Annotated in this window: 27 protein-coding genes, 1 pseudogene and 1 riboswitch; of the genes and pseudogenes, 14 read left to right on the forward strand and 14 right to left on the reverse strand. The window is 69.8% G+C overall.

All coding sequences use genetic code 11. From position 1 onward, the window contains the following. Positions 1-3: 3 nt before the first annotated feature. The 3 genes from SSMG_RS37075 to SSMG_RS37085 are packed head-to-tail and all read left to right on the forward strand — an operon-like array spanning position 4 to position 2,682. Positions 4-1,125 carry a folate-binding protein YgfZ gene (locus SSMG_RS37075; protein ID WP_009084741.1) on the forward strand — a complete coding sequence of 374 codons (1,122 nt, stop codon included), beginning with the start codon at positions 4-6 and terminating at the stop codon, positions 1,123-1,125. A 49-nt stretch (positions 1,126-1,174) separates the two neighbouring features. Next, entirely contained in the window at positions 1,175-1,741 is a 567-nt protein-coding gene (locus tag SSMG_RS37080) for a hypothetical protein (RefSeq protein ID WP_009084742.1), read from the forward strand. After that, a complete protein-coding gene (locus tag SSMG_RS37085; RefSeq protein WP_009084744.1) occupies positions 1,738-2,682 on the forward strand; it encodes an asparaginase in 945 nt (314 codons plus the stop codon). Before SSMG_RS37080 ends, SSMG_RS37085 begins: the two co-directional genes overlap by 4 nt. Here SSMG_RS37085 and SSMG_RS37090 read toward each other — a convergent pair. Next, positions 2,663-3,559, reverse strand: coding sequence for a hypothetical protein (locus SSMG_RS37090; RefSeq protein ID WP_009084746.1), 897 nt, complete (start codon positions 3,557-3,559; stop codon positions 2,663-2,665). The two genes, SSMG_RS37085 and SSMG_RS37090, sit on opposite strands and share 20 nt — an antisense overlap. Before the next feature lie 207 nt (positions 3,560-3,766). Between SSMG_RS37090 and SSMG_RS37095 the strand changes: the two genes are divergently transcribed. From SSMG_RS37095 to SSMG_RS37105, 3 genes are all read left to right on the forward strand, one after another. Further along, a complete protein-coding gene (locus SSMG_RS37095) occupies positions 3,767-3,949 on the forward strand; it encodes a DUF3073 domain-containing protein (protein WP_037716129.1) in 183 nt (60 codons plus the stop codon). 115 nt (positions 3,950-4,064) lie between these two features. Beyond that, the gene (locus SSMG_RS37100; protein WP_078561029.1) at positions 4,065-4,925 is read left to right on the forward strand and encodes a 3-hydroxybutyryl-CoA dehydrogenase; all 861 of its coding nucleotides are present in this window, start codon (positions 4,065-4,067) and stop codon (positions 4,923-4,925) included. 68 nt (positions 4,926-4,993) lie between these two features. Beyond that, a complete protein-coding gene (locus tag SSMG_RS37105; protein WP_009084752.1) occupies positions 4,994-5,827 on the forward strand; it encodes an alpha/beta fold hydrolase in 834 nt (277 codons plus the stop codon). Here SSMG_RS37105 and SSMG_RS37110 read toward each other — a convergent pair. Genes SSMG_RS37110 through SSMG_RS37125 form a run of 4 tightly spaced genes read right to left on the reverse strand, consistent with a single transcriptional unit; the run spans position 5,820 to position 9,973 of the window. Further along, a complete protein-coding gene (locus tag SSMG_RS37110; protein ID WP_009084753.1) occupies positions 5,820-6,605 on the reverse strand; it encodes an ECF transporter S component in 786 nt (261 codons plus the stop codon). The genes SSMG_RS37105 and SSMG_RS37110 overlap by 8 nt on opposite strands. Further along, complete coding sequence (locus SSMG_RS37115; RefSeq protein WP_009084755.1) at positions 6,602-8,260, reverse strand: ABC transporter ATP-binding protein; 1,659 nt, start codon at positions 8,258-8,260, stop codon at positions 6,602-6,604. The genes SSMG_RS37110 and SSMG_RS37115 overlap by 4 nt, the downstream gene beginning before the upstream one ends. After that, positions 8,257-9,336 carry a CbiQ family ECF transporter T component gene (locus SSMG_RS37120; RefSeq protein ID WP_009084757.1) on the reverse strand — a complete coding sequence of 360 codons (1,080 nt, stop codon included), beginning with the start codon at positions 9,334-9,336 and terminating at the stop codon, positions 8,257-8,259. The genes SSMG_RS37115 and SSMG_RS37120 overlap by 4 nt, the downstream gene beginning before the upstream one ends. Continuing rightward, positions 9,323-9,973 carry a hypothetical protein gene (locus SSMG_RS37125; protein ID WP_009084761.1) on the reverse strand — a complete coding sequence of 217 codons (651 nt, stop codon included), beginning with the start codon at positions 9,971-9,973 and terminating at the stop codon, positions 9,323-9,325. The genes SSMG_RS37120 and SSMG_RS37125 overlap by 14 nt, the downstream gene beginning before the upstream one ends. A gap of 12 nt (positions 9,974-9,985) precedes the next feature. Then, positions 9,986-10,116: riboswitch (cobalamin riboswitch) on the reverse strand. A 47-nt stretch (positions 10,117-10,163) separates the two neighbouring features. Between SSMG_RS37125 and SSMG_RS37130 the strand changes: the two genes are divergently transcribed. Both SSMG_RS37130 and SSMG_RS37135 read left to right on the forward strand, forming a co-directional pair. Next, positions 10,164-11,060, forward strand: coding sequence for a Gfo/Idh/MocA family protein (locus SSMG_RS37130; RefSeq protein WP_037716133.1), 897 nt, complete (start codon positions 10,164-10,166; stop codon positions 11,058-11,060). A gap of 60 nt (positions 11,061-11,120) precedes the next feature. After that, on the forward strand, positions 11,121-11,960 hold the full coding sequence (locus SSMG_RS37135) for a GNAT family N-acetyltransferase (protein WP_199786093.1): 840 nt from the start codon (positions 11,121-11,123) through the stop codon (positions 11,958-11,960). On the opposite strand, the gene arfB is transcribed toward SSMG_RS37135, so the two are convergent. The 7 genes and pseudogenes from arfB to SSMG_RS37170 form a co-directional block, all read right to left on the reverse strand. Further along, on the reverse strand, positions 11,957-12,385 hold the full coding sequence (arfB, locus tag SSMG_RS37140) for an alternative ribosome rescue aminoacyl-tRNA hydrolase ArfB (protein ID WP_009084765.1): 429 nt from the start codon (positions 12,383-12,385) through the stop codon (positions 11,957-11,959). The two genes, SSMG_RS37135 and arfB, sit on opposite strands and share 4 nt — an antisense overlap. 33 nt (positions 12,386-12,418) lie before the next feature. Beyond that, positions 12,419-13,489 (reverse strand): phosphoribosylformylglycinamidine cyclo-ligase, encoded by a 1,071-nt coding sequence (gene purM / locus SSMG_RS37145; protein ID WP_009084767.1) that lies wholly within the window; start codon positions 13,487-13,489, stop codon positions 12,419-12,421. A 31-nt stretch (positions 13,490-13,520) separates the two neighbouring features. Further along, positions 13,521-15,068: an amidophosphoribosyltransferase gene (purF, locus tag SSMG_RS37150; protein ID WP_037716136.1), complete on the reverse strand. Its 1,548-nt coding sequence runs from the start codon at positions 15,066-15,068 to the stop codon at positions 13,521-13,523. Between the two features lie 686 nt (positions 15,069-15,754). Continuing rightward, entirely contained in the window at positions 15,755-16,144 is a 390-nt protein-coding gene (locus tag SSMG_RS37155; protein ID WP_037716139.1) for a hypothetical protein, read from the reverse strand. Next, positions 16,131-16,370 (reverse strand): DUF397 domain-containing protein, encoded by a 240-nt coding sequence (locus SSMG_RS37160; protein ID WP_009084772.1) that lies wholly within the window; start codon positions 16,368-16,370, stop codon positions 16,131-16,133. The genes SSMG_RS37155 and SSMG_RS37160 overlap by 14 nt, the downstream gene beginning before the upstream one ends. Before the next feature lie 475 nt (positions 16,371-16,845). Next, entirely contained in the window at positions 16,846-17,724 is an 879-nt protein-coding gene (locus SSMG_RS37165; RefSeq protein ID WP_037354011.1) for a helix-turn-helix transcriptional regulator, read from the reverse strand. A 167-nt stretch (positions 17,725-17,891) separates the two neighbouring features. Continuing rightward, positions 17,892-18,167 (reverse strand): annotated as a pseudogene (locus tag SSMG_RS37170) (sterol carrier family protein); the annotation flags it as partial. 191 nt (positions 18,168-18,358) lie between these two features. Here SSMG_RS37170 and SSMG_RS37175 point away from each other — a divergent pair. Beyond that, positions 18,359-18,985 (forward strand): type VII secretion system-associated protein, encoded by a 627-nt coding sequence (locus SSMG_RS37175; RefSeq protein WP_009084777.1) that lies wholly within the window; start codon positions 18,359-18,361, stop codon positions 18,983-18,985. A 101-nt stretch (positions 18,986-19,086) separates the two neighbouring features. After that, complete coding sequence (locus tag SSMG_RS37180; RefSeq protein WP_009084779.1) at positions 19,087-19,893, forward strand: lysozyme; 807 nt, start codon at positions 19,087-19,089, stop codon at positions 19,891-19,893. A gap of 46 nt (positions 19,894-19,939) precedes the next feature. Here SSMG_RS37180 and SSMG_RS47425 read toward each other — a convergent pair whose 3' ends face one another. Further along, positions 19,940-20,074 (reverse strand): hypothetical protein, encoded by a 135-nt coding sequence (locus SSMG_RS47425; protein ID WP_255409789.1) that lies wholly within the window; start codon positions 20,072-20,074, stop codon positions 19,940-19,942. Between SSMG_RS47425 and SSMG_RS37185 the strand changes: the two genes are divergently transcribed. From SSMG_RS37185 to SSMG_RS37200, 4 genes are all read left to right on the forward strand, one after another. Then, positions 20,067-20,957 (forward strand): lysozyme, encoded by an 891-nt coding sequence (locus tag SSMG_RS37185; protein ID WP_037716144.1) that lies wholly within the window; start codon positions 20,067-20,069, stop codon positions 20,955-20,957. The two genes, SSMG_RS47425 and SSMG_RS37185, sit on opposite strands and share 8 nt — an antisense overlap. Positions 20,958-21,143: 186 nt before the next feature. Further along, on the forward strand, positions 21,144-22,001 hold the full coding sequence (locus SSMG_RS37190) for a hypothetical protein (protein ID WP_037716146.1): 858 nt from the start codon (positions 21,144-21,146) through the stop codon (positions 21,999-22,001). Between the two features lie 4 nt (positions 22,002-22,005). Then, positions 22,006-22,947 carry a pentapeptide repeat-containing protein gene (locus tag SSMG_RS37195; protein ID WP_009084784.1) on the forward strand — a complete coding sequence of 314 codons (942 nt, stop codon included), beginning with the start codon at positions 22,006-22,008 and terminating at the stop codon, positions 22,945-22,947. Between the two features lie 16 nt (positions 22,948-22,963). After that, entirely contained in the window at positions 22,964-23,626 is a 663-nt protein-coding gene (locus tag SSMG_RS37200; protein ID WP_009084786.1) for a nitroreductase, read from the forward strand. Between the two features lie 41 nt (positions 23,627-23,667). On the opposite strand, the gene purL is transcribed toward SSMG_RS37200, so the two are convergent. Then, positions 23,668-25,950 carry a phosphoribosylformylglycinamidine synthase subunit PurL gene (gene purL / locus SSMG_RS37205; protein ID WP_009084787.1) on the reverse strand — a complete coding sequence of 761 codons (2,283 nt, stop codon included), beginning with the start codon at positions 25,948-25,950 and terminating at the stop codon, positions 23,668-23,670. Between the last annotated feature and the right edge of the window lie 142 nt (positions 25,951-26,092).

A 26,092-nucleotide genomic window follows, 5' to 3' on the forward strand; every position in this document is an offset into this window, starting at 1 on the left:
GTTATGCCGTACAGCTCGCCGCTGCTCGAAATCCCCCGCGCGGTCGCCGCGCCCGAGGGCCATCCGGAAGCCGGAGTTCCGTGGCACTGGGGCGATCCGTTCGCCGAGCAGCGCACCGCCGCCCGAGGAGTGGTCGTGATCGACCGCTCGCACCGAGAAATCCTCGCTGTCACCGGCGAGGAACGCTTGTCCTGGCTGCATTTGGTGATCTCGCAGCACGTCACCGAACTCGCCGGGAACACCGGCACCGAGGCGCTCGTCCTCGACAGCCAGGGCCACGTCGACACCCACTTCGTGCTCGCGCACGCCGGCGAGACGGTGTACCTCGACAGCGACCCCGGTCCGCTCGTCACGAGCGCGTTGCCCAAGGGCGGCAAGCAAACCCTGCGCGAGTACCTCGAAGCGATGAAGTTCTGGTCCAAGGTCGAGATTCGCGACGCGACCGAAGAACTCGCCGTTCTTTCGGTGCTCGGCCCGGAGACCGACAGCGTGCTGGGCGTTGAACTCGGCACCGAGCCGTACTCGGTGGCCGCGCTGCCCGAAGGCGGTTTCGCGCGCCGGATGCCGTGGCCGACGCGAGCGGGCGCGGATCTCGTGGTGCCGCGCGCTCAGCTCACTCAATGGTGGCAACGGCTCACCGACGCGGGCGCGCGTCCGGCCGGCTCTTGGACGTTCGACGCGCTGCGCGTGGAATCGCGGCATCCGCGCCTCGGCGTCGACACCGACGAACGGACGATCCCGCACGAGGTCGGCTGGATCGGCTCGGCCGCGCACGTCGCGAAGGGCTGCTACCGCGGCCAGGAAACCGTCTCGAAGGTGCACAACGTCGGCCGCCCGCCGCGGTATCTCGCGCTGCTGCACCTCGACGGTTCGCCGGAGATCACGCCGGAGACCGGCGATCCGGTGAAGCTCGGCGAGCGCGTCGTCGGCCGGATCGGCACGGTCGCGCAGCACCACGAACTCGGGCCGATCGCGCTGGCGCTGGTCAAACGTTCGGTGCCGGGCGGGGCGGAACTGCTGGCAGGCGACGAGGACCGAGTGGTCCAGGCCACTGTCGATCCGGACTCGGTGCCGGCCGTTCACGCGGCGCCCGGACGGGAAGCGGCGCAGAGACTCCGGGGCTGAAGTGAACTCGACGGTAGCGTCGTCGCCGAATGTGGAGCAGGATGTGCCCGTGATCGAAGTGCGTCCCGGCGGGCGACGACGGATCGACCGCGTCCTCGGCCCGGGATATCTCACCGGACTAGGCGACTTGCCGCTCCCGGTGCTGCGCGAGCGGCGCGACGAGGCCGCGCAGGAAGAGACGGACCTGTCCTACCTGCGCCGGCTCCTGCACGCCCGCATCGACATCGTGCGCGCCGAACAGGAGCGCCGCTCGTCCGGCGGGGAAAGCAGCATCGTCGACCGGCTCGCGTCCATCCTCGCCGACAACGCGCTCGGCCCGGCCGCCGGTTCCGGCCGCCACCAGCAGCTCGAACCGTCGCGCGCGGGCGAGCACCGCAGACACGCGGAAGCGCTGATCGGCGACACCGGGCTCACCGACGTCGGCTCGCTCACCGACGCCAAGCTCGCCGCCGCGCTGGACACCTACGCGGCCGAGGAAGCCTCCGTGTCCTCCTTCCGCCGCCAGGTCCAGACCGTGATGGACACGCTCAACGCCGAGATCGCCGCGCGCTACAGCAGCGGAGCGGCCACTGTGGACCAGCTGCTGGACAGCGAACTGGGGCGCGTCGAGGAATGACCGGCCAGCCGATCCTCGTCGAGGTCGTCCGGAACGGGTTCGTCGAGAGCGTCCACCACGGATGCCTCGTCGTGACCGCGCCAGACGGCTCCGTTCTGTTCTCCGCGGGCGACGTGACCAGCCCGTTCTTCCCCCGGTCGGCGAACAAGCCGCTGCAGGGCGTCGGGATGCTTCGCGCCGGACTCGGCTACGACGGCGCGGACCTGGCGCTGGGGTGCGCCTCGCATTCCGGCGAAACCGGACATGTCGAGCGCGTCGCCGCCATGCTCGCCGCCGCTGGGCTCGATCCGTCGGCACTGGCCTGCCCGGCCGAGTTCCCGATCGGCGAGGACGCCCGCCGCGCGGCTGACGAGCCGCGGAAGATCACCATGAACTGCTCGGGCAAGCACGCCGCGATGCTCGCCACCTGCGTCGCGAACGGCTGGCCCACCGACGGCTACCAGCTGCCGGACCATCCGCTGCAGGTCCAGCTCGCGAAGACGGTCGAGGAGCTGACCGGCGAGTCCATCGCCGCGGTCGGGGTCGACGGCTGCAGCGCCCCGCTGTTCGCCTTCTCGCCGACCGGGCTCGCGCGATCGTTCGGCCGGCTCGCGCAGGCCAGCCCGGGCACCGACGAACGGCGGGTGGCGGACGCGATGCGGGAGCACCCGTGGCTGGTCGCGGGCACCGGCCGGGAAGACACCCGGCTGATGCAGGCCGTGCCCGGGCTGCTGTCGAAGAGCGGCGCGGAAGGTGTTCTGGCGTTCACGCTGGGCGACGGCACCGCGTGCGCGATCAAGATCGCGGACGGCAACAAGCGGGCCTTGGCACCGCTGGCTATGGCCGTGCTCGCCCGGCTGGGCGTCGAGACTCCGGACGAGCTGGCCGACCTGGCTCACCCGCCGGTGCTCGGCGGCGGCAAACCGCAGGGCGAGCTGCGGGTCAGTTGGAGTGCTCCTTAGCCGCGAGGTCGCCCCAGAACTCGCGCAGCTGCGAAAACAGCTCGGCCAGCTCCTCGACGTTCCCGGTGCGCAGCGCGTCGAGGATGTCGTGGACCTCCTCGGCGGTGGAGTCGGCGTCCAGCAGCGAATCGGCGAACAGCTGCACGAGACCGCCGTAGTCCAGTTCGACGACCGAGTCCGGGTCGAAGCTCTCCAGCCACTGCCGGGTCTGCGAGAGCACCCGGCCGGGGCCGGAGTCGCCGAAGGTCGTCTCGATCAGCTCGGCCGCCTCGGACGCCCGCCGGAGCGCGGCCGACATCGGCGTGCGCCAGGACGCCTCCCGCTCCGGATCGGCCGGGCCGCTGCCCAGCACGAGCTTGCGTTCGTCCGGGTCGACCAGCGAGAACCAGGGCAGCGGGACGGTCCAGGTGGTGGTGAGGGTGTGCGCGGCGGCCGCGGTGAGGTCGGTCATCGCGGCCTTGGCCTGCGCGCGGGCCCGGTCCGCCGTGACGCCGCCCGCGTCGAGGACCGCGATCCGCAGCGCCGGCTCGGCGTCGGCGAGGAAGGTGCTCAGCGCCGCGGCGGAGCGGGCGCGCAGTTCGAGCGGGCACACGAACGGGCCCTCGGCCGAGTGGCCGGCGGGGACGTCGGCCGGATCGAGCACGAGCACGTCGTTGACGAGGCTCGGCGAGGGACGTCCGTCGCGCAGCTGCGCGGGCAGCAGCCGCACCGGAGCCGCCGCCTGTGACTTGAGCCACATCCACTGTTCGCGTTCGCCGATCCCGACCCGGCTGAGCCCGCCCGCGAAAACGGCCTGGACCAGCTGTTGCGCGGGAGGATCGCCCAGCGCGCGCAGAGGTTCGTACACCCGCAGATAGGCCGCGAAGGGTCGGAGCACCCGAGCATCGTGGCACGCCGACCAGCGCCGATCCGCATCGACGTGCCGGTAACCGGCGTCCGGCGGACACTGTCGCGACGAGCACACCGTGCCACGTCGCATCCAACCCCCGGGACACGGTACGGTGTCAGCAGGAAAGAACTGTCGAGACGATGCGGGGCCGCCGATTCCCCCGGCCGCCCCGCCCCTGTGCGAGGGGGTCGAGCCATGGGGCGCGGCCGGGCTAAGGCCAAGCAGACGAAGGTGGCGCGCGAGCTCAAATACAGCTCCCACGAAACCGACTTCGATGCTTTGCAGCGCGAGCTGTCGAGTAGTTCCTCGGACAACCACGAGGACGACAAGCGGTACGAGGACCCGTACGACGACGGGTACGACGAGTACCGCCGTTGACGCAGGCACACGACACGCGAGGGCGGAATCGGACCGAGGTCCGAGACGCCCTCGTGCGTTGTGTGCTGCCCGTTTTCTCCGGCTCTGCCGGTGAGGTGACGAAGGAGTGGGACGGGTGAGCGACATCGCACGAGTAGGTGTGGTCGGAGCAGGGCTGATGGGCTCCGGCATCGCCGAGGTGCACGCCAGGTCCGGGTTGGACGTGCTGGTCACCGAGGTGAACCAGCCCGCCCTCGACGCGGGAAAGGCGCGCATCGAGAAGTCGCTGCAGCGCGGCGTCAAAAGCGGCAAGCTGGCCGCCGAGGACGCCGAGGCGGCTCTCGGGCGGCTGCGCTTCACCACGGACCTCGCCGAGTTCGCCGACCGCGATCTCGTCGTCGAGGCCATCCTGGAACAGGAGCAGGCCAAGGTCGACGTGTTCCGGGAACTGGACAAGATCGTCGAGCGCGAGGACGCGGTGTTCGCGTCCAACACGTCGTCGATCCCGATCATGAAGCTCGGCATGGCCACCGGCCGTCCGCAGCAGGTCGTCGGCATCCACTTCTTCAACCCGGTGCCGGTGCTGCCGCTGGTCGAACTGGTCCCGTCGCTGCTGACCAGCGAGGAGACCGCCCGCCGGGCCGAGGAGCACGCCACCGGCGCGCTGGGCAAGACGGTGATCCGATCGCAGGACCGGGCCGGGTTCATCGTGAACTCGCTGCTCGTGCCGTATCTGCTGTCGGCGATCCGGATGATCGAATCGGGCTTCGCCTCGGCCGAGGACATCGACCGCGGCATGGAGCTGGGCACGGCGCACCCGATGGGTCCGCTGCGGCTGTCCGACCTGATCGGCCTCGACACCATCAAGGCGATCGCGGACTCGATGTACGCCGAGTTCAAGGAGCCGCTGTACTCGTCGCCGCCGCTGCTGCTGCGCATGGTGGACGCGGGGCTGCTCGGCAAGAAGACCGGCCGCGGGTTCTACTCGTACTCCTGACTTTAGTTGCGGGGACGGGCAACCTTTCCCCGCTGTGCCCGGCCGGGCGGCTCGCTTGACTGTGCGGCATGACTTCGACGTTCGTCTTCGCCGCCGGTGCCAACGGCGTGTCCGCCGCCCCGCCGGAACTCGTGCTGCGCGGATATCGCGGGGTGGGGGTGCCGCAGCCGGAACAGCAGTTCCGGCGGTCGTACCAGGCTCCGCAGGATCTCGGCGCGTTCGCCACCGAACCGTCGGCGCTGGCCGGCGTGACCGTGGCCGACCAGGTCGCGTCCACGGTGGACGTCGTGCGCCGGGCCGCGGAGCTGGGTCCGGTCGTGCTGGTCGGGTCGAGCATCGGCGGCGCGCTGGTCACGCTCGTCGCCGAAGAGGTCCCGGAGCTGGTGTCGGCGCTGGTCTACGACGCCGCGTTCTGCTGCGTCGCGCTGCCGACGCCGGAGGAGTACCTGGCCACGCCCGAAGCCGCGACGTCGCAGGTCGGGGCGATGCTCGGGTTCCTCGCGGCCGATCCGGCGGTGGTCGGGGTGATGCGCTTCAACTGGCGGTCTTCCTCGGCGGAGGCGCTGGACGCGGCGAAGGCGGCGCTCTGCGCGGACGCCACCGACGGCGAGTTCTACGCCCTGCTCAACGCGATGGCTCCGGACGACATCATCGGCCGCAGCGCCACCGACTCGCGCGGCACGCCGGAACGCTGGGGCCGCGTCCCTCGGCACTACGTCCGGCATCTCCAAGACCACCTGGTGCCGCTCGCCCTGCAGGACCGGATGATCGCCGAGGCCGACGCGCGAACGCCCGGCAACCCGTTCGAGGTGCACGACCTCGACACCTCGCACTTCCCGAACGCGGCCGGGATGGCTCAGTTCGTCGAGGTGCTGGACAAGGTGGGCCAGTCGCTCAGGTGAACGACGCTCGTCGGGCGGCCCGGCGCAGCACCGTCAGGATCGACGGGCCCAGCACGAGGATCGCGACCAGATTCGTGAGCGCGCGGCCGGTGTCCCAGCCCAGGGTGGAGGTCAGCACGGTGAAGACCAGGAACCGGTGCAGGTTGTCGCCGAGCGGGCCGCCGGGGACGAAGTCCAGCGCGGTGTGGTTCGCCAGGAACGGCCAGGTGAACAGGCTCATCGCGAGGCCGTAGAAGTAGGCGGCGACCACGCCGTAGAACGCCAGCAGCGCGATCTCCGACCGGCCCTTCGCCCGGCGCGGCAGCAGCCCGGCACCAAGGCCGACCAGGGAAGACGCCAGCATCTGGAACGGCAGCCAGGGCCCGACGCCTCCGGTGAGCAGAGCGGACGCGAACAGCGACGTCGAACCGAGGACGAACCCGAAGCCCGGCCCGAAGACGCGTCCGGCCAGCACGAGCAGGAAAAACACCAGCTCGATCCCGCCGGTGCCCGCGCCGAGCGGGCGCAGCGCGGCGTTCACCGCGGACAGCACGCCGAGGAGGGCGAGTGCCTTCGCGTCGAGTCCGCCGCTGGACAGTTCGGCCAGCACGATCAGGATCAGCACGGGCAGCGTCACGAGAAAAACGAACGGCGCGTCGGTCACGTGTGCCGAGGTGCCGACGGTGCTGCGGGCGAGCAGCGGCCAGCAGAACATCGCCAGCCCGACCACGACGGCCACCGTCAGCACCAGCGCCGTGCGGTGCCGGATGCGGACGGCTGGGCCCAGGAAATCGGTCACGCCAGCGCCTTCGCCACCGCGTCCACGGTCAGCCACGGCTCCGGCGCGAGGATCTTCGCTACCTGCGGCGCGAAGGCGGGCGAGGCCACGACGACGTCTGCGGTCGGGCCATCGGCGACTACTTCGCCCTCGGCGAGGACCACGACGCGATGCGCGGCGGAGGCGACGAACTCGACGTCGTGGGTGGCCAGCAGCACCGCATGCCCGGCGGCGGCCAGATCGGCGAGGATGGTCGCGAAGTGCCGTTTCGCCGGGTAGTCCAAGCCGCGGGTCGGCTCGTCCAGCAGCACGACCGGCGGGGCGGCGGCGAGTTGCACGGCCAGGACCAAGGCGAGTCGCTGGCCTTCGGACAGGTCGCGCGGGTTGGTGTCGTCTTCGATGCCCGGCACGAGGCGGTCGAGCAGCTTCCGGGCAGTCCCCGCGTCGACGCCGGATTCGACGTCGGCTTGGCGGCATTCCGCCCCGACCGAATCGAGATACAGCAGGTCGGACGGGGTTTGCGGAACCAGTCCGACGCGCGTGCGGGCCGCTCGCGACCGGAGCGTCTTCGGGTCCGCGCCGAGGACGTCGACGATGCCGTCGGAGCGGGGTCCGCTGCCCTGCAACGCCCACAGCAGCGAGGACTTGCCCGAACCGTTCCGGCCCATCAACGCGACGACCTCGGCGCGGTTCAGCCGCAGGTCAACGCCGCGCACCGCGTTCACGCCGCCGTATCGGACCCGCACCCCCTCCGCTTTGAGCACCGCCTCCCCAGAGCGCCCCAATGCCACATTGGGTGCATGCGACGCACCCAAAGTGGCATTCGGTGCGTCTGACGCACCCAATGTGGCATTGGGGCGGCGCTCGGCTAGGCGTTCCCGAAGCGGGCGGGCGAGACGGCGGGCGTCGCGGACCGAGAGCGGCAGCGGCGACCAGCCCGCGAGTCGGCCCAGTTCGACGATCGGCGGCGCGACGTCGGTCTCGGCGAAAACCTCCGCGGGCTGGCCGGAGACCACGGTGCCGTCGCCGGGCAGGTAGAGCAGGCGGTCGGCGTACTGCGCGACGCGTTCCATCCGGTGCTCGGCGACGACGACTGTCGTACCCAGGTCGTGCACCAGGCGCGTGATCGCGGCCAGGACTTCCTCGGCCGCGGTCGGGTCGAGCGCTGACGTCGGTTCGTCCAGCACCAGCACGCTCGGGTGCGCCGTGAGCACCGCGCCGATCGCGACGCGTTGCTGCTGCCCGCCGGACAGCGTCCGAAGTGGACGGTCACGGAGTTCGGCGATGCCCAGCAGATCAAGGGTTTCCTCGACGCGTTTGCGCATCACATCCGGCGCGACAGCGAGCTGCTCCATCGCGTACGCCAGTTCTTCCTCGACGGTGTCGGTGACGAACCCGGCCAGCGGATCCTGTCCGACCACGCCGACGACCGACGCCAGTTCGCGCGGCGGATGCGTCGCGGTGTCGAATCCGGCCACCTTGACGCGCCCGGTCATCGTGCCGCCGGTGAAATGCGGGACGAGGCCGTTGATCGCGCCGAGCAAGGTCGACTTGCCGACCCCGGTGCGTCCGGCGACGAGGCAGAGTTCGCCCTCCTCGATCGCCAGGTCCACGTCCCGGAGCACCGGCCGGTCCGCCCCGTCGTAAGTGACGCTGACGTGCGAAAACTCGATCATCGGGCGACCTCCGACACCAGCGCCGGACGCGGCGCGAACCAAGCGGGCAGCACGCTGACCAGTACCGCGACGGTCGGCAGCAGCGGCAGCTCCGGCCAGGTCAGCGGGCTGGCCGGGGTGGTGAGCGAAACGGGGTCGGCGAGCAGCACGAGCACCGCGGTCGCGACGCCGCACAGCGAGACCAGCGTTTCCGGCAGCCGCCACGGATCGGGCCGGTAGGTCGTGCGCCGGATCTGCCGTCCGCCCAGCACGAATCCGGCGGCGGCAAGGACCAGACCGGCGAGAAGCATGGGCACCCCGAGCCACGACGCCGAGCCGTCGAGCACGCCGTAGACCCCGACCGCGACGCCGACCAAACCGGCCAGCACGCAGGTCGCGATCAGGATCCGGACGCGCGGCGAGAGGTAGCTGCGCCGTCCGTAGCCGCGAGAGTCCATGGCCGCCGCGAGCTGCAGAGACCGGTCCATAGCGTCGGCGAGAACCGGCACGAAAATCCCCTTCACGAACCGCAGGCCGCGCGTCTTTCCGGAGCGCAGCCGACGCGCGCGGCGCACCCGCTGCACGCTCTCGACCAGCTGCGGCGCGACGGACAGCGCGACGGTCACCGCCGTCCCCACCTCATACAGCGCCCCGGGTACGGCCTTGAGCAGGCGTTTCGGGTTCGCCAGCGCGTTCGCGGCACCGACGCAGAGCACGATCGTGGCCAGCCGGAGCCCGTCGTACAGCCCGCCGAGCAGCTCCTCGGCCGAAGTGGGGCCGAGGAGCTGAATGCCGGCCGCGACGCTCGGCAGCGGGATGGTCGGCAGCGTGAACAGGACGTGGCCGCCGTCCTCTCCGCCGATCAGGATCCGGAACAGCACGCGCGAGGCGAGAATGACCCCGGCGATCCAGGCGTACATCCGGAACGCCATCGCCCACGGCGCGTCGCCGCGGCGGAGCACCACGACGAACCCGGCCACCGCGATTACGAGCGCGAGCAGGACCGGGTTCGTGGTCCGGCTCGCGGCGACGGCGAGCGCGAGCGCCCACACCCACCACGCGCCGGGATGGAGCGCTCGCGGACTACTCCGCGGCACGCCTGCGGCGCACCGCGACGACCGTCCCGGCCACCGCGAGCAGCACGACGACCACGATGCCGAGCACCACGCCCCACGGGAACCCGCTGTCCGAAGTGGACGCTGGGGCCCGCGCGGGCGCGTTGGCCTTGCGCACCGGCTCGGTGCGCGGCGGCGGATACTCGGTGTAGGACTTGCCGATCGCGAACGACCAGCCCTCGAACGCACCGGCCAGTGGCTTCCAGCTCTGCGCGCCGACCTGCGCGGACTCCCATTTGCCGCCGTTGGCGGCGGTCCAGAAGCTCCACGAAGCCTTCTCCGGCGGCATGCCGGTGCAGGTCTGGTCGGCGGGCTTGCCCTCGATCTTGCACATCACCGCCAGGCCGTATTTGCCCGCGCCGGTGAGTTCGAAACCAGCGTTTTGCAGGGCGGTGACGCCGTTTTCCTGCTTGCCAGGCGCGCACCGGATGAGGGTTTCGCCGCCCAGTCCCTGGAAGTCGACGACCACCGTGACGCCGTTGTCGTCCTGGCAATAGCCGTCGGCGCCCTTGCCGGGCGTGGTCGCGGAGGCGGAGGACGCCCCGCCTAAACCGGTAGCGACGAGAAGAGCGCAGCCGGCGAGGACTCGCCCCCAGAGCCGCGCGTGCACGAACCGCATGTCAGATGTACCTCGCATCGATCGGACCACGACGGGCGATCCGGCTCGCGGTCCCACCCGGGGCCGCTCACGGTTGCGGGCCAGCGCCGGATTCTCACCGGCTTCCCCCGTTCGTGGCGAAGAACTTGTCGACGTTAACGCACCGCAGGCTCCGCCGGAAGCGACCGCGGACACACCTACACTTCCGGGCGTGGGACAGGACCAATTGCGCGTCGGCCTCGTAGGAACCGGACCGTGGGCCACCACGGTGCACGCCCCCGGGCTCGCGGATCATCCAGGGACCGTGCTCAGTGCGGTGTGGAGCCGCCGTCCGGAAGCCGCGGCCGCGCTGGCGCAGGCCTACGACGCGGTGCCGACCAGTGCCCTGGACGAACTGTTCGAGCAGGTCGACGCGCTCGCGTTCGCCGTGCCGCCGACCGTGCAGGCCGAGCTGGCGACCCGGGCCGCGGAGGCGGGCAAGCACCTGATCCTGGAGAAACCGATCGCCTCCGACCTGGCTGCGGCGGAGCGGCTCGCCGACGCCGTGACGTCCGCTGGCGTCGCTTCGCTGGTGATGCTGACGCTGCGGTTCGCCCAGCAGACGCGCGATTGGCTGGACGGCGTGACCGCGGCTGGCGCCTGGCGAGGCGGCAGCGTGCGCTGGCTGTCCGGCGCACTGCTCGCCGGCAAGTACGCGACCTCGGCCTGGCGGCAGGACCCGGCTGGCGGCGCACTCGCCGACATCGGCCCGCACGCGTTCGACCTGCTCGACGCCGCTCTTGGCCCGATCACCAACGTCCTCGCCGCGCATCGCGGTCCGGAAGACCTGTGGCAGCTCCTGCTTGAACACGAGGGCGGCATCACGAGCACCGCGACGCTCAGCCTGCGCCTGCCGGTTCAGCCGACGGTGGTCGAGTACTCGGTCTTCGGCGAACACGGCTTCCGCACGCTCGGCCGGACCGGCACGGCGAACGAGGCGTACACCGCGCTGCTGGACGATTTCGCCGCGATGGTGGCGTCCGGAACGACCACGCATCCGTGCGATGTCCGGCGAGGCGTGCACCTGGCTCGGATCGTCGACCAGGCGCGTGCTGCGCTAGACCGGTAATTCGCTTGCCCGGTCTGAGACGATGAACGGGAAGTTCGTTTCGGACGAAGGAATGCCTATGTGCTCCGCCACGGCCCACTCCGGCCGCGTGGCCTGAGCTGCCTGCGCGCCCGGCGTTGGGTTGCCGGTTTTCGTGCTTCCTTCTTCCCCGAAAGGCTTCCACCCAAGATGTCCGCCCTTCAGGCCTACGTCCGCGCGACCGCACCGATCGGCCGCGACACCCAGCGAATCGGCCCATTCCTGGCGACTTTCGCCCGGAACAGCTCGCATCCGATGGAGAACTACGCCATCCCCGACGACGGCGCGCAGCCCTCTTCCGCCGAGATCGCTCTCCTGATTTCCGCTTACCGGCAACGGAATCTCCTGCCCCGGCTGGAGTTCTTCACCGACGCCGGTCCCGACGTGGAGAATTCCCTTGCCACTGCCGGGTTTACCCTCGAACGCCGAGTGCCGGTGATGACCTGCACCGCCGACGATCGCGTGGATTGTGTTGCGCCAGAACACATTCAGCTGCGCGAACCGTCGTCCGACGACGAATTCCGCCGCTTGCGGTCCGTGCAGAACGTCGCCTTCGGCGGGTCGCCGGAGGTGTCCGACGCTGAGATTGAACGCAACCGCGAACACCTGACCGTCCTAGCCGAACACGACGAAACCATCGTGGGCGGCGGAATGGCGCTGGATATCGTTTACGGGACAACGGAAATCGTCGGCATCGCAGTAGCCGCGTCCCATCGAGGCCAAGGCGTCGCAGCGGCAATCACCGCCCACCTCACGCGCCTCGCTCACGAACGCGGTGCGCGGACGGCGTTTCTTACGCCGGGCGAGGTCGGAATCGGGACGGTGTATCAGCGAGCTGGCTACCAAGTCGCCGGTGAGTGCGTGCACCTGTCGCTGAGCTAGTCGTCGTACCGGCCACCCCGGCCGCGCTTTACGTCGCTGCGCCGTTTCTTCGCCGCCAACCGGCGTTCCTTCGAGCCTCGCGAAGGCTTGGTGGGACGCCGTTTGGCCGGCGGCGGCGCGGAGGCTTGCGTCAGCACCTCCGCCAACCGCTCCCGGGCCGCGTCGCGGTTCATCAGCTGGGAGCGGTATTCGCTGGCCGCGATGGTCAGCACTCCGCCGACCAGGCGGGCGCCCAGCCGGGCCGTGATGCGTTCTTTCAGCGCGGGCGGGATCACGGCGGAGCCCGCGACATCGAACGACAGCTCGACGCGCGAGTCCGTCGTGTTCACGCCTTGTCCGCCCGGTCCCGAGGATCGGGAGAAGCGCTCTCGCAGTTCGGCGCCCGGGATCACGAACCGGGCGCCGACGCGTACGTCCTCCGCCATGTCCTCAGTGTCTCAAGCCGGGGCAAGCGGCTTTCAGAACCGCGGGTGGTCGCCGGACAGGACCGCGCGCGGACCGTCCGGGTCTTCGGCGGGCTGGATGTCTCCGAGGATCCACGCGGGCACGTGCCGCGCGGTGAGCACCGCCAGCGCCCGGTCGACGTCCTCCGACGACACGATCGCCACCATGCCGACGCCCATGTTGAACGTCTTCTCCAGCTCCGCGCGCTCGACCTTGCCGCGCTGGCCGATCAGGGCGAACACCGGAGCGGGCGTCCACGTGCCGCGTTCGAGCTTCGCGACCAGGCCGCGCGGCATCACGCGGGCCAGGTTCGCCTCGAGACCGCCGCCGGTGATGTGCGCGAACGTGCGCACCTCGGTCTCGGCGACCAGCGCGAGGCAGTCCTTCGCGTAGATCTTGGTCGGCTCGAGCAGTTCCTCGCCGAGCGTGCGGCCGAACTCCTCGACGTGCCCGTCCAGCGGCATCCGCGCGATGTCCAGCAGCACGTGCCGGGCCAGCGAGTAGCCGTTGGAGTGCAGCCCGGACGAGCCCATCGCGAGCACGACGTCACCAGGACGGACCTTCTCCGGCGACAGCAGCGCGGACGCCTCGACCGCGCCGACGCCGGTGGCCGACAGGTCGTAGTCGTGCTCGCCCATCAGGCCGGGGTGCTCGGCCGTCTCGCCGCCGAGCAGCGCGCAGCCCGCCTGGACGCAGCCCTCGGCGATGCCGCCGACCAGCGCCGCGATCTTCTCCGGCACGACCTTGCCGACCGCGATGTAGTCCTGCAGGAAGAGCGGCTCGGCCCCGGTGACAACCAGGTCGTCGACGACCATCGCGACCAGGTCGATGCCGACCGTGTCGTGTTTGTCGAGCGCCTGCGCGACCGCGATTTTGGTGCCGACGCCGTCGGTCGACGACGCGAGGATCGGCTCTTTCCACTTGTCGAGCTTGAGGGAGAAGAGCCCGGCGAAACCGCCGACCCCGCCGCGCACCTCGGGCCGGGTGGCCCGCTCGGCGTGTGGCTTGAGCAGCTCGACGGCCTGGTCACCGGCGTCGATGCTGACCCCGGCGGCTGCGTACGTGGCGCTCGTGGACTCGCTCACGGAAGCGGACTCCCTACTGGACATGCTTGGTTCACGGACGCCGGACGGCGTCTTCGGCACCGTACCCGGCGGCGCTGACCGGAGTCGCCGCGCCACCGGCGGCGTCCATGCTTTCGAGCAGGTGCTTGCCGATGAGCGCGTCCTCGGGCAGCGGAATCGGGTACTCGCCGGAGAAGCAGGCCGTGCACAGCCGCGACTTCGGCTGCTCCGACGCCGCGACCAGGCCGTCCAGCGAAATGTAGCCGAGCGAATCGGCCCCGATCGAACGGCGGATGCCGTCGAGGTCGACCCCGTTCGCGACGAGTTCGGCGCGCGAGGCGAAGTCGATGCCGTAGAAGCACGGCCACCGCACCGGCGGCGACGCGATCCGCACGTGCACCTCGAGCGCGCCGGCCTCGCGCAGCATCCGCACGAGCGCGCGCTGGGTGTTGCCGCGGACGATCGAGTCGTCCACCACGACCAGGCGTTTGCCGCGGATGACGTCGCGCAGCGGGTTCAGCTTCAGCCGGATGCCGAGCTGCCGGATGGTCTGCGACGGCTGGATGAAGGTGCGCCCGACGTAGGCGTTCTTGACCAGACCGGTGCCGTACGGCAGGCCCGAACCCTGCGCGTACCCGATCGCGGCCGGGGTGCCGGATTCCGGAACGGGCATCACGAGGTCGGCGTCGACCGGATGCTCGGCGGCCAGCTTGCGGCCGATCTCGACGCGCGTGGCGTGCACGCTGCGGCCGGCGATCGACGTGTCCGGACGGGCGAGGTAGACGTACTCGAACACGCAGCCCTTGGGCTCCGGGTTCGCGAACCGCGACGAGCGCAGCCCCTCGGCGTCGATGGCGATCAGCTCGCCCGGCTCGACCTCGCGCACGAACGACGCGCCGCAGATGTCGAGCGCGGCGGTCTCGCTCGCCACGACCCAGCCGCGCTCCAGCCTGCCGAGCACCAGCGGGTGCACGCCGTGCGGGTCGCGAGCCGCGTACAGGGTGTTCTCGTCGGCGAAGACCAGGCAGAACGCGCCCTTGAGCGTCGGCAGCAGCTCCAGCGCGGCGGCCTCGATGCCCTTGTCCGCGGCGTTCGCGGCGAGCAGGCCGCAGACCAGGTCGGAGTCGCTCGAGGACCCGGTGAGCCCGGCGTGCGGCTTCAGCCCCGCGGCGACTGTGCGATCGCGCAGCTCGGCGGTGTTGACCAGGTTGCCGTTGTGCGCGAAGGACAGGCCGCTGCCGGTGTCCGTAGTGCGGAAGATCGGCTGGGCGTTCTCCCAGATCGTGGCCCCGGTCGTGGAGTACCGGCAGTGCCCGACGGCGATGTGCCCCTGCAGCGACTGCAGGACCTGCTCGTCGAAGACCTGGCTGACGAGCCCGAGGTCCTTGAAGACGACGATCTGCGAGCCGTCCGAGACGGAGATGCCCGCTGCCTCCTGCCCGCGGTGCTGCAGGGCGTAGAGGCCGTAGTAGGTGAGCTTGGCGACTTCTTCCCCGGGAGCCCAGACGCCGAAGACGCCGCACTCCTCACGGGGTTCCGGGTCGGGTTGATCTGCGTGATCTTCGGGTCGAGCAGGACTGGCGGAGGGGTCGGAAACCACCGGGAAGCTCCCAGGAAGACGTGGGCGGGCCGGGTTCAAGTGTAAGGGGTGGATGAGGTGGGGAGTGGGGTTGCGGCGTGGTTCTGACCACTACGGGGGAGATTGTGGTGAGCGGTGCTCTGTGTTGTGAGCAGGGGTCTTCGGCTCGTCGCCTGGCGGCGACATTGCTGTCGTTGGGCTGGCAGGCACCCCGAAGCCGAGTGTGCTGACGGTCTGAGGGTGGTTGTCAAGGCGGGAAAGATGCCTTGACAACCACCCTCAGACCGCAGGGAGGCTTCGCATCGGGGTGCAGGGCGGGGGGTGGCTGCATGGGGCTTTGGGTTTGCGGGCTGCGGTTCGGGGTGCGGGGTTGGGAGGTCCGCTCGCGTTGGGGGTGTGGAGGGCTGGCGCCCCGGTGTGGCGTTGGGGCGCATCGCTGCGGGCTGCGGGCGGGCGGCCGTGAAGGGCTCCTTGAGGGAATCTAGGTCTGGGAAGGGGCCCCTCACGGACTTGCGCGGGTCGTGAGGGGAACCCTGAGGGACTCAGAGTCCGTGAAGGTGGCCCTCACGGCGCGCGGCCGGAAGCACGTGCGGCGGGCGGGGAGGGCAGAAATGAGCCAGGCCCCGTACGAAGTGGATTGGGCCACTTCGTACGGGGCCTGAAATCTGGGGCACCGGTGGGGAACAGCGCGCGGAGAGATCGATGGATCAGCGGGCAGCTAGCCACTTCGAGCGGCCGCCTCGCCCTGGGACCCAGCAGCCGTTCGCGGGGGCTGCGGGAGCGGCCGATGGGCGCTCGGGGAGGGCCAGCACTTCGCCCAGTACCTGGCTTGCTTCGCCGCGCGAGCGCCACAGCGTGGACGTCGGGGCGAAGATGTTCTGCTCGCCGCCAGGGAGGCGAGTGGCTTCGACGTCGTCTTCCGCGTTCAGGCGGACCACGTCTACCACGTTGTCGTGGACTCGCACCCCGACCACGGCTTGCACTTCGCCCGCTCCGTTCGTCGGGTGGACGAACTGGTAGCCGCGGGCGATGAGCTGCTGCAGGCCTTGGTCCAGGTCGAAGCCGGAGTCTGCGACGCTGGCCTCAGCCGAGGACATCGTCGAATTCGCCGTCCTTCGCGCCGGCGAGGAACGCGGCCATTTCCGCACGCGTGTAGACGAGCGCCGGGCCCTCCGGGAAACGGGAGTTCCGCATCGCGATCTCGCCCGAGACCAGCGGGGCCACTTCGACGCAGTTGCCCACCGCGCCGCTGTAGCTCGCCTTGCGCCACTGCGCGCCGGTCAGACGGTCGGCCGGAATACCGTTCTCGAACCGCTCAGCCATGATGCCACCTTCCGGGAAGGACGATGAAAAGCTCAGGAATCTGCATGTGCATCTGCCTGTGACTTCGACGCTAGCACGCGCGCATGCAGCGGTAAATGCACGTGCAGAATTTTCTGCAAATTTCTCACTGCGTGACGACACGGTTCAGTAGAAGTTCCCAGACAGGTGATTCGAGCACTACCCTAATGGGTTAATAATTACCTTGGGTCACGATATTGGCAGTCGGTTAACGCAGTGCGTTCGCCACTCGCCGTCGCCGGGTGCAGTGGGTGAATGGGGAACACTCAACGTGACGTCCGAAGCAGGACTTCGCGAGACGGAGAACCGGGTCGGCGGAACGCGGTTTCCGGACTTATGCACGTTCGGTGAGGTGAATGCGGGCCGGGCGTTCGCTATTCGACTGCCCATCGCTCGGATGGGCGGGAATTCTCGACGGGGAGAATTCATCGGAGGAAGTGCGGGAGGCGACGAGCGCTCAGATCTCGGCCTTGCGCTTGGCGATGCGGGCCCGGCTGCGTTCGGGCGTCTCCGCGTCGACCGCGAGCAGGTCCAGCGCCCGGCCGTACTTCTCGATCTCGTCGCGCTTGTCCAGGTAGTGCGCGCCGGTCAGGTACTCGACGTAGACGATGTTCGGCAGTTCCGCCTCCGCGAAGCGCAGCAGCGAGAACGCGTGCTCCGCCGACAGACCGCTTCGGCAGTACGGCAGGATCTGCACCGACACGTGCGGCAGCGTGGTGACCTCGAGCAGGTACTCCAGCTGCTGCCGGAAGACCTTCGGGCCGCCGATCGGCCGGTACAGCACCGATTCGTCGAGCACCGCCCAGATCCGCGGCGCGTCCGGGCGGGCCAGCATCTTCTGCCGCCGCATGCGCAGGGCGACCAGCTGGTCCACGCGTTCGTCGGCCATCTCCGGGCGGCCGTGGCTGAAGATCGCTCGCGCGTACGGCTCGATCTGCAGCAGGCCCGACACGAACAGCGGCTCCCAGATCTGGATGCGGGACGCCGCCTCTTCCAGCCCGACGAGGTCGGTGAACCATCCGGGCACCGTCTCCCCGAACTTGCGCCACCAGCCCGCTTCGTTCGACTGCTTGACCATGTCGAGGAACGCTTTGCGCTCCTCCTCGTCGGAGACGCCGTACATGGTGAGCAGGTCGGCGACGTCGCGTTCCTTGAATCCGACGCGGCCGAGTTCCAGCCGGGAGATCTTGGATTCCGAACCGCGGATGTTGTAGCCCGCCTGCTGGCGCGTGATCCCGGCTTCCTCGCGCAACCGGCGAAGCTGCGAGCCGAGGATCATCCGGCGCGCTGTCGGGCCGAGGCTCTGCTCGCCGGCGGACACGCCTACCGCGTTCATGACCAGGGCCCTTCCATCGCCGCTTGTTCTACTGGGAGTCGGAATCCGACCACCCAAAGTACACGCAAGACCCTGCCCCGGACAGCACGGCACAGGCCTCGGCTCAGGCGATTCTACGGAGTGTGTGCCTCAGAAGACACACCTGAGAGAACAATCGGCGCGGAAAATCAGATCCGCACGACCGGAAGCCAGTGCGAAAGGTCCGCGCGGCTGCCCGAGGCGGACACGCGGGCGGCGCCGAGCGCGTCGTCCCAGTCCAGGAGGCCGGTGGCCAGTTCCAGCCACGTCCGCGGGTCGGTCTCGACGACGTTGGGCGGCGTGCCGCGGGTGTGCCGCGGGCCCTCGATGCACTGCACCGCGGCGTACGGCGGCACCCGGACCTCGACCGTGTGCCCGGGTGCGTCCTGGGCGAGCGTCCGCAGCGTCGCGCGCACCGCGGCGGCCAGCTCGGCCCGTGCCGGATCCGGTCCGGCGCCGCGCAACCAGTCCGAAACGGCCAGCACCGCCGCCCGTAACTGAGCGGGATCGACCGAACGCGAAGAGGCCATGCGACAACAGTAGAGTGGCCGCGGACGGACTTTCAGGCACCCGGCACCGAGGGACGGCGATGGCGCAGCGGGACGAGGCAGATCGGATGGTTTCCCGGACCCCGGCGGGCAAACGCGCGCGCCGGAACGCGTACCCCCGCCGCGGACCGCAGGGAAAGCCCGAGATCACTCCCGAGATGCGGGCCAACGCGCGGACCAACCCGAACAGCTGGCTGTACGTCATCGACGAGGCCTTCGACGCCCGCGGCCCGGTGCCGTCATGGGCGGTCGTCGGCGCGTATCCGGTGAACGGGACGGGAGAGGTCGTCGAGGACTTCCACCCCAACGACCGGTACCGGCCCTCGCCGAAGGCGCTCGGTTTTCCCGAGCCGCGCAACGAACTCGAGCGGCTGCTGCAGATGGTCCGGACCGAACACCGGCCCGCCGAGGACCTGCCGCGCGTCATCCTCGACTCGACGCTGCTGGTCTACGCCCTCTCCCCGGTGCAGCGCACGGTGATCGGCTTCCACAACGCCGACGGCCGCGTCATGGTGCCGGCGTACACGTCGAAGTCGCTGGTGCCGCGAGAATGGCCGCACGCCCGCGCGGTGCTCGGCCGCGACATCGTCGGCCTGCTCGCCGGACATCCGCTCGCGATCAACCCGCACGACCTGATCACCGCCGTCGTCCCGGCCGAGCACCTGCTGAAGGCACTGGCCGAAGAGCGGCGCTGACCTGGGCAGACCACTCTGCCGAGTGATCATGATTCGCCGAAACCCCCGCATCCGGGCATCGTGACGCAGTAGGAGTACATGCGTCCGGTGAGGAGTCCTGGGTGAAGCGTCATCTGCTGCTGCGCTGGAGCGCGGTTCTCTTCGCCGGGATCACCGGCACGTCCCTGTGCGAAACCGCGGAGGCGGCGCCCAGCTACGCCGGGGCCGCGGACAACTACGCCGGTTCGCAAATCGCGAAGCACGAAGGCGTTCTGGGCGCGCCGAACATCGCGTACACGACCGAAGATCAGTACCTCGGCCACGACGTCAGCGGACACCAGGGCCCGGTCGACTGGCCCGCCGCGGCCGGAGCAGGCGCGAAGTTCGTGTACGTGAAAGCGACCGAGGGCACCGGGTTCGTGAGCGGGCAATTCACCCAGCAGTACAACGGTTCCTACCAAGCCGGGATCGTCCGCGGCGCCTACCACTTCGCGCGCCCGGACGTGTCCGACGGAGCCGCGCAGGCCAACTACTTCCTCGCGCACGGCGGCGGCTGGTCGGCCGACGGCAGGACGCTTCCGGGCGCGCTCGACATGGAATACAACCCCTACGGCGAAACGTGTTACGGCAAGGACGCGAACGGGATGGTCGAGTGGGTCCGCGCGTTCTCCGACACCTATCGCGCCCGCACCGGACGGCTGCCGACGATCTATACGTCGACGAGCTGGTGGAAACGCTGCACCGGAAACAACCCTTCTTTCGGAGGGAATCCGCTGTGGATCGCGCGCTACAACTCGTTCATCGGCGAACTTCCCGCGGGCTGGGGACAGCACGCCATCTGGCAGTTCTCGAACAGCGGGACCCTGCCCGGGGACCAGAACTGGCTCAACGGAGCCCAAACAGCGCTACGCAATCTGGCATTCGGGTGAACGTTCGTGACGGCGTCACGAATTAGTCATCACCGCCCGATGAAAATCACCCACCCGCCCATTCATCTTCACGGAACTTGATGACAAACGACGATTCGTCCTCAAGAATCTCCCCCGTGGCGGCTACCTGCACATAGCCGCCCTCCGCGAGGGTATCTGTGAAGGGATCGACGATGTCCACTTCCCGAAGAGGGCGGCGCACCGCGCTGCTGTCCGCTCTGACCGTCCCGGTTGTCGCGCTCCTGCTCGGCGCGTCGACGGAGGCGATGGCCGCCCCGGCGGCTTCCCCGCTTTCGACGCGGGAGATCAACGCCGTCAACGCCGACATCCAGGCGAACAACCACACCATGGGTTCGCAGATCCGGCGCGTCGAGGGGGATCAGTCCACCCCCGACACGAAAGCCGCCGCGCAGCAACCGCAGCCCGCGGCCGCGCTGCCGAACCAGGTGGCGGCCACCGTCGCCGGCATGGACGTCGCCAGCTACCAGGGCAACGTCGACTGGGGCAACTGGTGGGGCCAGGGCAAGCGATTCGTCTGGACCAAGGCGACCGAGAGCACGAACTACACGAACCCGTACTTCGCGCAGCAGTACAACGGTTCCTACAACCAGGGCTTCATCCGCGGCGCCTACCACTTCGCCACCCCGAACACCTCCAGCGGCGCGGCGCAGGCGACCTACTTCGTCGCGCACGGCGGCGGCTGGTCGGGAGACGGCAAGACGCTGCCCGGCGCGCTGGACATGGAGTACAACCCCTACGGCGCGACCTGTTACGGCCTGAGCAAATCCGCGATGACGGCGTGGATCAAGGACTTCCACGACACCTATCACGCGAAAACGGGGCGCTGGCCGGTGATCTACACTTCGACGAACTGGTGGAGCCAGTGCGTCGACGGCGATTTCTCCAGCACCGCGCCGCTGTGGGTCGCGCGGTACGCGTCCTCGGCGGGCACGCTGCCGTACAACTGGGGTTACTACACCGTGTGGCAGTACACCTCCAGCCCGCTCGACCAGGACACCTTCAACGGCGCCTACGACCGGCTGCAGGCACTCGCCAACGGCTGACCTGACGGCGCGCACGGACGCGGCTCCCGGTTCTCCCCTCCTCCTGCCGGGCGGGGCGGCCGGGAGCCGCTTTTGTGCGAGCTTTACCGGCCTTGCACAATTGCAGACCTGGGGCGGAGACGGAACCGCCTGAGCCGGCGGGGCGTCAGACCGCGGCGCGAGTCGGTGCAGCAGGAAGGCGGAACCATGACTTACCCACCGCAGCCCGGACAGGGCGGGGACCCCTACGGCCAGGGCTGGCAGCAGCCCGGCTCGGGCGGGGTGCCGCAGCAGCCGGGGTGGGACCCCAACCAGGCGCAGCCGCAGCCGGGATGGGACCCGAACGCCCAGCACCAGCAGCAGCCCGCCTGGGACCCGAACGCTCACCAGCAGCCGCAGCAGGGCTGGGACCCGAACGCTCAGCAGCAGTACCCGGGGTACCAGCAGCAGCCCTACCCGGGCACCCAGCAGTTCCCGCAGCAGGGCTGGGACCAGGGGCAATACCCGGGCGGACCGGGCGGCGAGCCGCCGAAGAACAACAAGACCGGCCTGTGGATCGGCATCGCCGTCGCGGTCGTCGTGGTGGTCGCGCTGGGCATCACCGGCTTCGTCGCGCCGGGGTTCTTCCTGAGCAAGGACGACAAGGGCAGCTCGCAGGCCCAGCCGCCGGCCCCGGCCCCGTCGCCGTCCCAGTCGTCGGAGGCCCCGCTGCCGAGCGACTCGTCGTCGCCGTCCACGGATTCGAGCGACGACCCCGGTTCGAGCGGGGCGTCGGGCGAGGCGAAGCAGGTCATCGACAACTTCCTCGCGAAGCTCAACGCCAAGGACGCGGCCGGGGCGACCTCGCTGGTCTGCCAGGGCACCGAGAGCATGTCGAAGAAGAGCATCGACGAGACCACGAGCGGCGACCCGCAGCTCACGCTCGGAAAGGTCACCGCGGGCAGCGCCACGACGAGCGCCCGGATCACCGGCACGCTGTCGGGCAAGGACGCCAGCGGCACGATGGTGATCATGAACCGCGGCAGCGGTGCGTGCGTGGGGCTGTACCTGATCCTGGCCTTCTGATCCGGTGCGCTCGCCGCTGCTGTGGACGCTGATCGCGTCCGTGGCACTGCTGTGCGGGGTCGGCGGCTGGCTGCTCGCCGACCCCGCGACCAGCCGTAGCGAAGCGCTGAAAACCGGTGGTCTCGCCGGTGGCGCGGTCGTGGCGCTGTACGCGTTGTGGCTCAACGATCGCCGTCGCCGCGTCGAAGAAGCGCGGCAGGTGATCGAACAGCAACGGCACGACGTCGACCGGGAGCGGATCTCCGACGAGCGATTCGCCAAGTCGGTGGAACTGCTGGGGCACGAGGCCGATCAGGTGCGCGTCGGGGCATTGCACGCGCTGGCCGGGCTGGCGCGGACGCGGCCGGAGTATCGGCAGACCGTGCTGGACGTGCTGTGTTCCTATCTGCGGCGGCCGTTCACGCATGGCCGCTATGCCAAGTCCGAGAAGAGCGGCACGCCGGAAGAGGAACGCGAGCTGCAAGTGCGGCTCACCGCGCAACGGCTGATCCGGGACCTGCTGCCACCGTCCGATGTGGACGGACCAGGGCCGGACCTCGACCTGACCGGCGCGGTGCTCGAGTATTTCGATCTTTCCCACCGCCGGATCGGCAGTCTGCTGCTGCGGCACGCTTCGCTGTACAGCAGCACGAATCTCGGCGGATGTGTCTTCACCGGGCAGGTCTACTTCACCGCCGCGGGCACCGGTCCCGGCCGCCTCGTCGGCATGTTCCGTTGCCGCAAAACGACTTTCCTCGACCGCGCCTGGTTTTCCGGCACCGCGTTCTCCGAACGGGCGGATTTCTCCGACACCACTTTCGCCGGGCGGACCACCTTCAAGGGCGCGACCTTCGCGAAGGAAGTTCTGTTCGACGGTGCGACATTTTCGGATTCAGCGGAAGTGCAGCTGCCGGACGGCTGGAAGCTGGAACCGCGAAATGGCGGATATGCAGCGGTGCCGATCTGAGTAGCATCAAGAAACCGTGGACGTCTACGAAGCGGTGCGCTCCCGGCGCTCTGTCCGCGGTTTTCTCGGCGAGCCGGTACCCAGCGAAGTCCTGACCCGGGTCCTGACCACGGCCTTGCGCGCCCCGTCCGGGGGAAATCTGCAGCCGTGGCGGGTTTACGTCCTGTCCGGCGCGAAGCTGGCCGAGCTGAAATACCTGGTCGGGCAGCGCATCGCCGACGGCGATCCCGGCGATCCGCCGCCAGTGCTGCCCTACCCGCGGGAACTGCCCGAGCAGTACGCGCGGCGGCTCGAAGAGCTGGGTGCGCTGCGCTACGGCGCGGTCGGAGTGGCCCGGGAGGACCATGCGGGCCGCGAGCGGGTCCGCGTCCGGAATTGGGACTGCTTCGGCGCCCCGGTCGCACTGTTCTGCTACTTGAACGAGCAGATGCTTCCGCCGCAATGGCTGGACGCGGGGATGTTCCTGCAGACCGTGATGCTGCTGCTGCGCGGCGAAGGGCTCGACAGCTGCGCGCAGATCGCGTGGGGCCGGTACCACCGCAGCGTCGCGGAGATCGCGGAGCCGCCGGCCGGGTACGTCCTCGGCTGCGGCATGTCGATCGGATATGCCGATCCCGACGAGCCTCGGCCGGCGATTCCCCGGGCAGAGCTGGCGGAGGCGGTCACCTTCCGCTCGTGAGTGCCTGCGCCGTTCTGACCAGCGCAGGCACTCACGAGGGCTCAGTCGAACAGCGCCGGAAGGGTCTTCTCCCAGGTCTCGCGCAGCTCGTCGAGGGAGAACTCCGTGATGCCCTGGATCTCGAGCGTGCCGGAATCCGGGTCGACGACGCCGGTCTTGCGCCACGGCAGGCCGCGCGCGGTGCACATCTCGGTGAACCGCAGTTCCTCCGTGCGCGGGACCGCCACGAGCACGCGGCCGGACGACTCGGAGAACAGCTGCACGAACGGGTCCTGGTCGCGGTCGAGGAACACGCGGGCCCCGCACTGTCCAATGAGGACAGTCTCGGTGAGGGCCTGCGCCAAGCCGCCGTCGGAGAGGTCGTGCGCGGCGGAGATCATGCCGTCGCGCGAACCGGCCACGAGGATCTCGCCAAGCAGCTTCTCGCGGGCCAGGTCCACGCGGGGCGGGACGCCGCCGAGGTGGCCGTGCAGTTCGCGGGCCCAGGCCGAACCGTCCAGCTCGTCGTGGGTTTCGCCGAGCAGCAGCAGCGTTTCGCCGGCTTCCGCGCCGATGCCGGTCGGGATGCGGCGGGTGACGTCGTCGATCACGCCGAGCACCGCGATCACCGGGGTCGGCAGGATCGCCGTGTCGCCGGTCTGGTTGAAGAAGCTGACGTTGCCGCCGGTGACCGGGATGCCCAGCTCGACGCACGCGTCGGCGAGACCGTGCACGGCCTGCTCGAACTGCCACATCACGCCCGGGTCGGTCGGGGCGCCGAAGTTGAGGCAGTCGGACACCGCGACCGGGGTCGCACCGCCGGTGGCGACGTTCCGGTACGCCTCGGCCAGCGCGAGCTGCGCGCCGCGGTACGGGTCGAGGTAGACGAACTTCGCGTTGCAGTCGGTGGCGACCGAGACGCCGCGGTTGCTCTCCTCGTCGATCCGGATCATGCCGGAGTCGGAGGGCTGGGCGAGCACCGAATTGCCGCGCACGTAGCGGTCGTACTGCGCGGTCACCCATTCCTTCGACGCCTGGTTCGGCGACGCGATGAGCTTCAGGAAGTCCGCGCGCAGTTCCTCGGGGGTCGACGGACGCGGCAGCTTCGCGGACGTGTCGGCGATCAGGCCGTCCTGGAACGCGGGGCGCTCGATCGGGCGGTCGTACACCGGGCCCTGGTGCGCGACGGTGTGCGCGGGCACGTCGACCACGATCTCGTCGTTCCAGGTGATGACGAGGTGCTCGCCGTCGGTGACCTCGCCGATGTCGGTGGCGATGACGTCCCATTTCGCGCAGACGGCCATGAACGCCTCGACGTTCTCCGGCGCGACGACCGCGCACATGCGCTCCTGCGATTCGCTGGAGAGCACCTCGGCGGGCGTCATCCCGGTGGCGCGCAACGGAACCCGGTCGAGGTAGATGTGCATGCCGCCGTCGCCCGCCGCGGCCAGCTCGGACGTCGCGCACGACAGCCCGGCCCCGCCGAGGTCCTGGATGCCGACGACCAGGTTCTCCTTGAACAGGTCGAGGCAGCACTCGATGAGCACCTTCTCGGTGAACGGGTCGCCGACCTGCACGCTGGGCAGCTTGCGCCGCCCGGACGCGGATTCGTCGCCGGAGAAGGTGTCGCTGGCGAGCACGGACACGCCGCCGATGCCGTCGAGGCCGGTGCGCGCGCCGAACAGGATGATCTTGTTGCCGGCCCCGGACGCGAACGCCAGGTGCAGGTCCTCGGTCCGCATCGCACCCACGCACAGGGCGTTGACCAGCGGGTTGCCCGCGTACGACGGGTCGAAGACCAGCTCGCCGCCGATGTTCGGCAGGCCGAGGCAGTTGCCGTAGCCGCCGACGCCCGCGACCACGCCGGGCAGCACGCGCTTGGTGTCCGGCGCGTCGGCCGGGCCGAAGCGCAGCGCGTCCTGCACCGCGAGCGGCCGCGCGCCCATCGCCATGATGTCGCGCACGATGCCGCCGACGCCGGTGGCCGCGCCCTGGTACGGCTCCACATAGGACGGATGGTTGTGGCTTTCCACCTTGAAGGTGACCGCCCAGCCGTCGCCGATGTCGACGACGCCCGCGTTCTCGCCGATGCCGGCCAGCATCTTGGCCTTCATCTCGTCGGTGGCGGTCTCGCTGAAGTAGCGCAGGTGCTTCTTCGAGGACTTGTAGGAGCAGTGCTCGCTCCACATCACCGAGTACATCGCGAGCTCGGCGTCGGTGGGCCGGCGGCCGAGGATTTCCCGGATCCGCGCGTACTCGTCTTCGGCGAGGCCGAGTTCGACGTACGGCTGGCTCGTTTCCGGGGTCGCCGCGGCCACTGCGGTGGTGTCAACTGTGCTGGTCACGGTGTCCGTGTCAGGGTTCGCCACAGGCTCCAGACTACGTGTCGGCCGGGTCACACCCGCAGCCGCCCGCCCTGGTCCCGGGAAGGTCCGTGAAGGGCTCCTTGAGGGAATCAGATTCCCTCAAGGAGCCCTTCACGGACCG

Origin of the sequence: Streptomyces sp. AA4, assembly GCF_000158875.1 — a bacterium.
Classification (GTDB): Bacteria; Actinomycetota; Actinomycetes; order Mycobacteriales; family Pseudonocardiaceae; genus Amycolatopsis.

Coding starts and splice junctions, on each gene's coding strand:
- SSMG_RS37105 (WP_009084752.1), top strand. CDS start 4,994: ATGACTTCGACGTTCGTCTTCGCCGCCGGTGCCAACGGCGTGTCCGCC.
- SSMG_RS37125 (WP_009084761.1), bottom strand. CDS start 9,973: ATGCGGTTCGTGCACGCGCGGCTCTGGGGGCGAGTCCTCGCCGGCTGC.
- SSMG_RS37155 (WP_037716139.1), bottom strand. CDS start 16,144: ATGTCCTCGGCTGAGGCCAGCGTCGCAGACTCCGGCTTCGACCTGGAC.
- SSMG_RS37085 (WP_009084744.1), top strand. CDS start 1,738: ATGACCGGCCAGCCGATCCTCGTCGAGGTCGTCCGGAACGGGTTCGTC.
- SSMG_RS37095 (WP_037716129.1), top strand. CDS start 3,767: ATGGGGCGCGGCCGGGCTAAGGCCAAGCAGACGAAGGTGGCGCGCGAG.
- SSMG_RS37185 (WP_037716144.1), top strand. CDS start 20,067: ATGTCCACTTCCCGAAGAGGGCGGCGCACCGCGCTGCTGTCCGCTCTG.
- SSMG_RS37075 (WP_009084741.1), top strand. CDS start 4: ATGCCGTACAGCTCGCCGCTGCTCGAAATCCCCCGCGCGGTCGCCGCG.
- SSMG_RS37115 (WP_009084755.1), bottom strand. CDS start 8,260: ATGATCGAGTTTTCGCACGTCAGCGTCACTTACGACGGGGCGGACCGG.
- SSMG_RS37175 (WP_009084777.1), top strand. CDS start 18,359: ATGGTTTCCCGGACCCCGGCGGGCAAACGCGCGCGCCGGAACGCGTAC.
- SSMG_RS37190 (WP_037716146.1), top strand. CDS start 21,144: ATGACTTACCCACCGCAGCCCGGACAGGGCGGGGACCCCTACGGCCAG.
- SSMG_RS37160 (WP_009084772.1), bottom strand. CDS start 16,370: ATGGCTGAGCGGTTCGAGAACGGTATTCCGGCCGACCGTCTGACCGGC.
- SSMG_RS37165 (WP_037354011.1), bottom strand. CDS start 17,724: ATGAACGCGGTAGGCGTGTCCGCCGGCGAGCAGAGCCTCGGCCCGACA.
- arfB (WP_009084765.1), bottom strand. CDS start 12,385: ATGGCGGAGGACGTACGCGTCGGCGCCCGGTTCGTGATCCCGGGCGCC.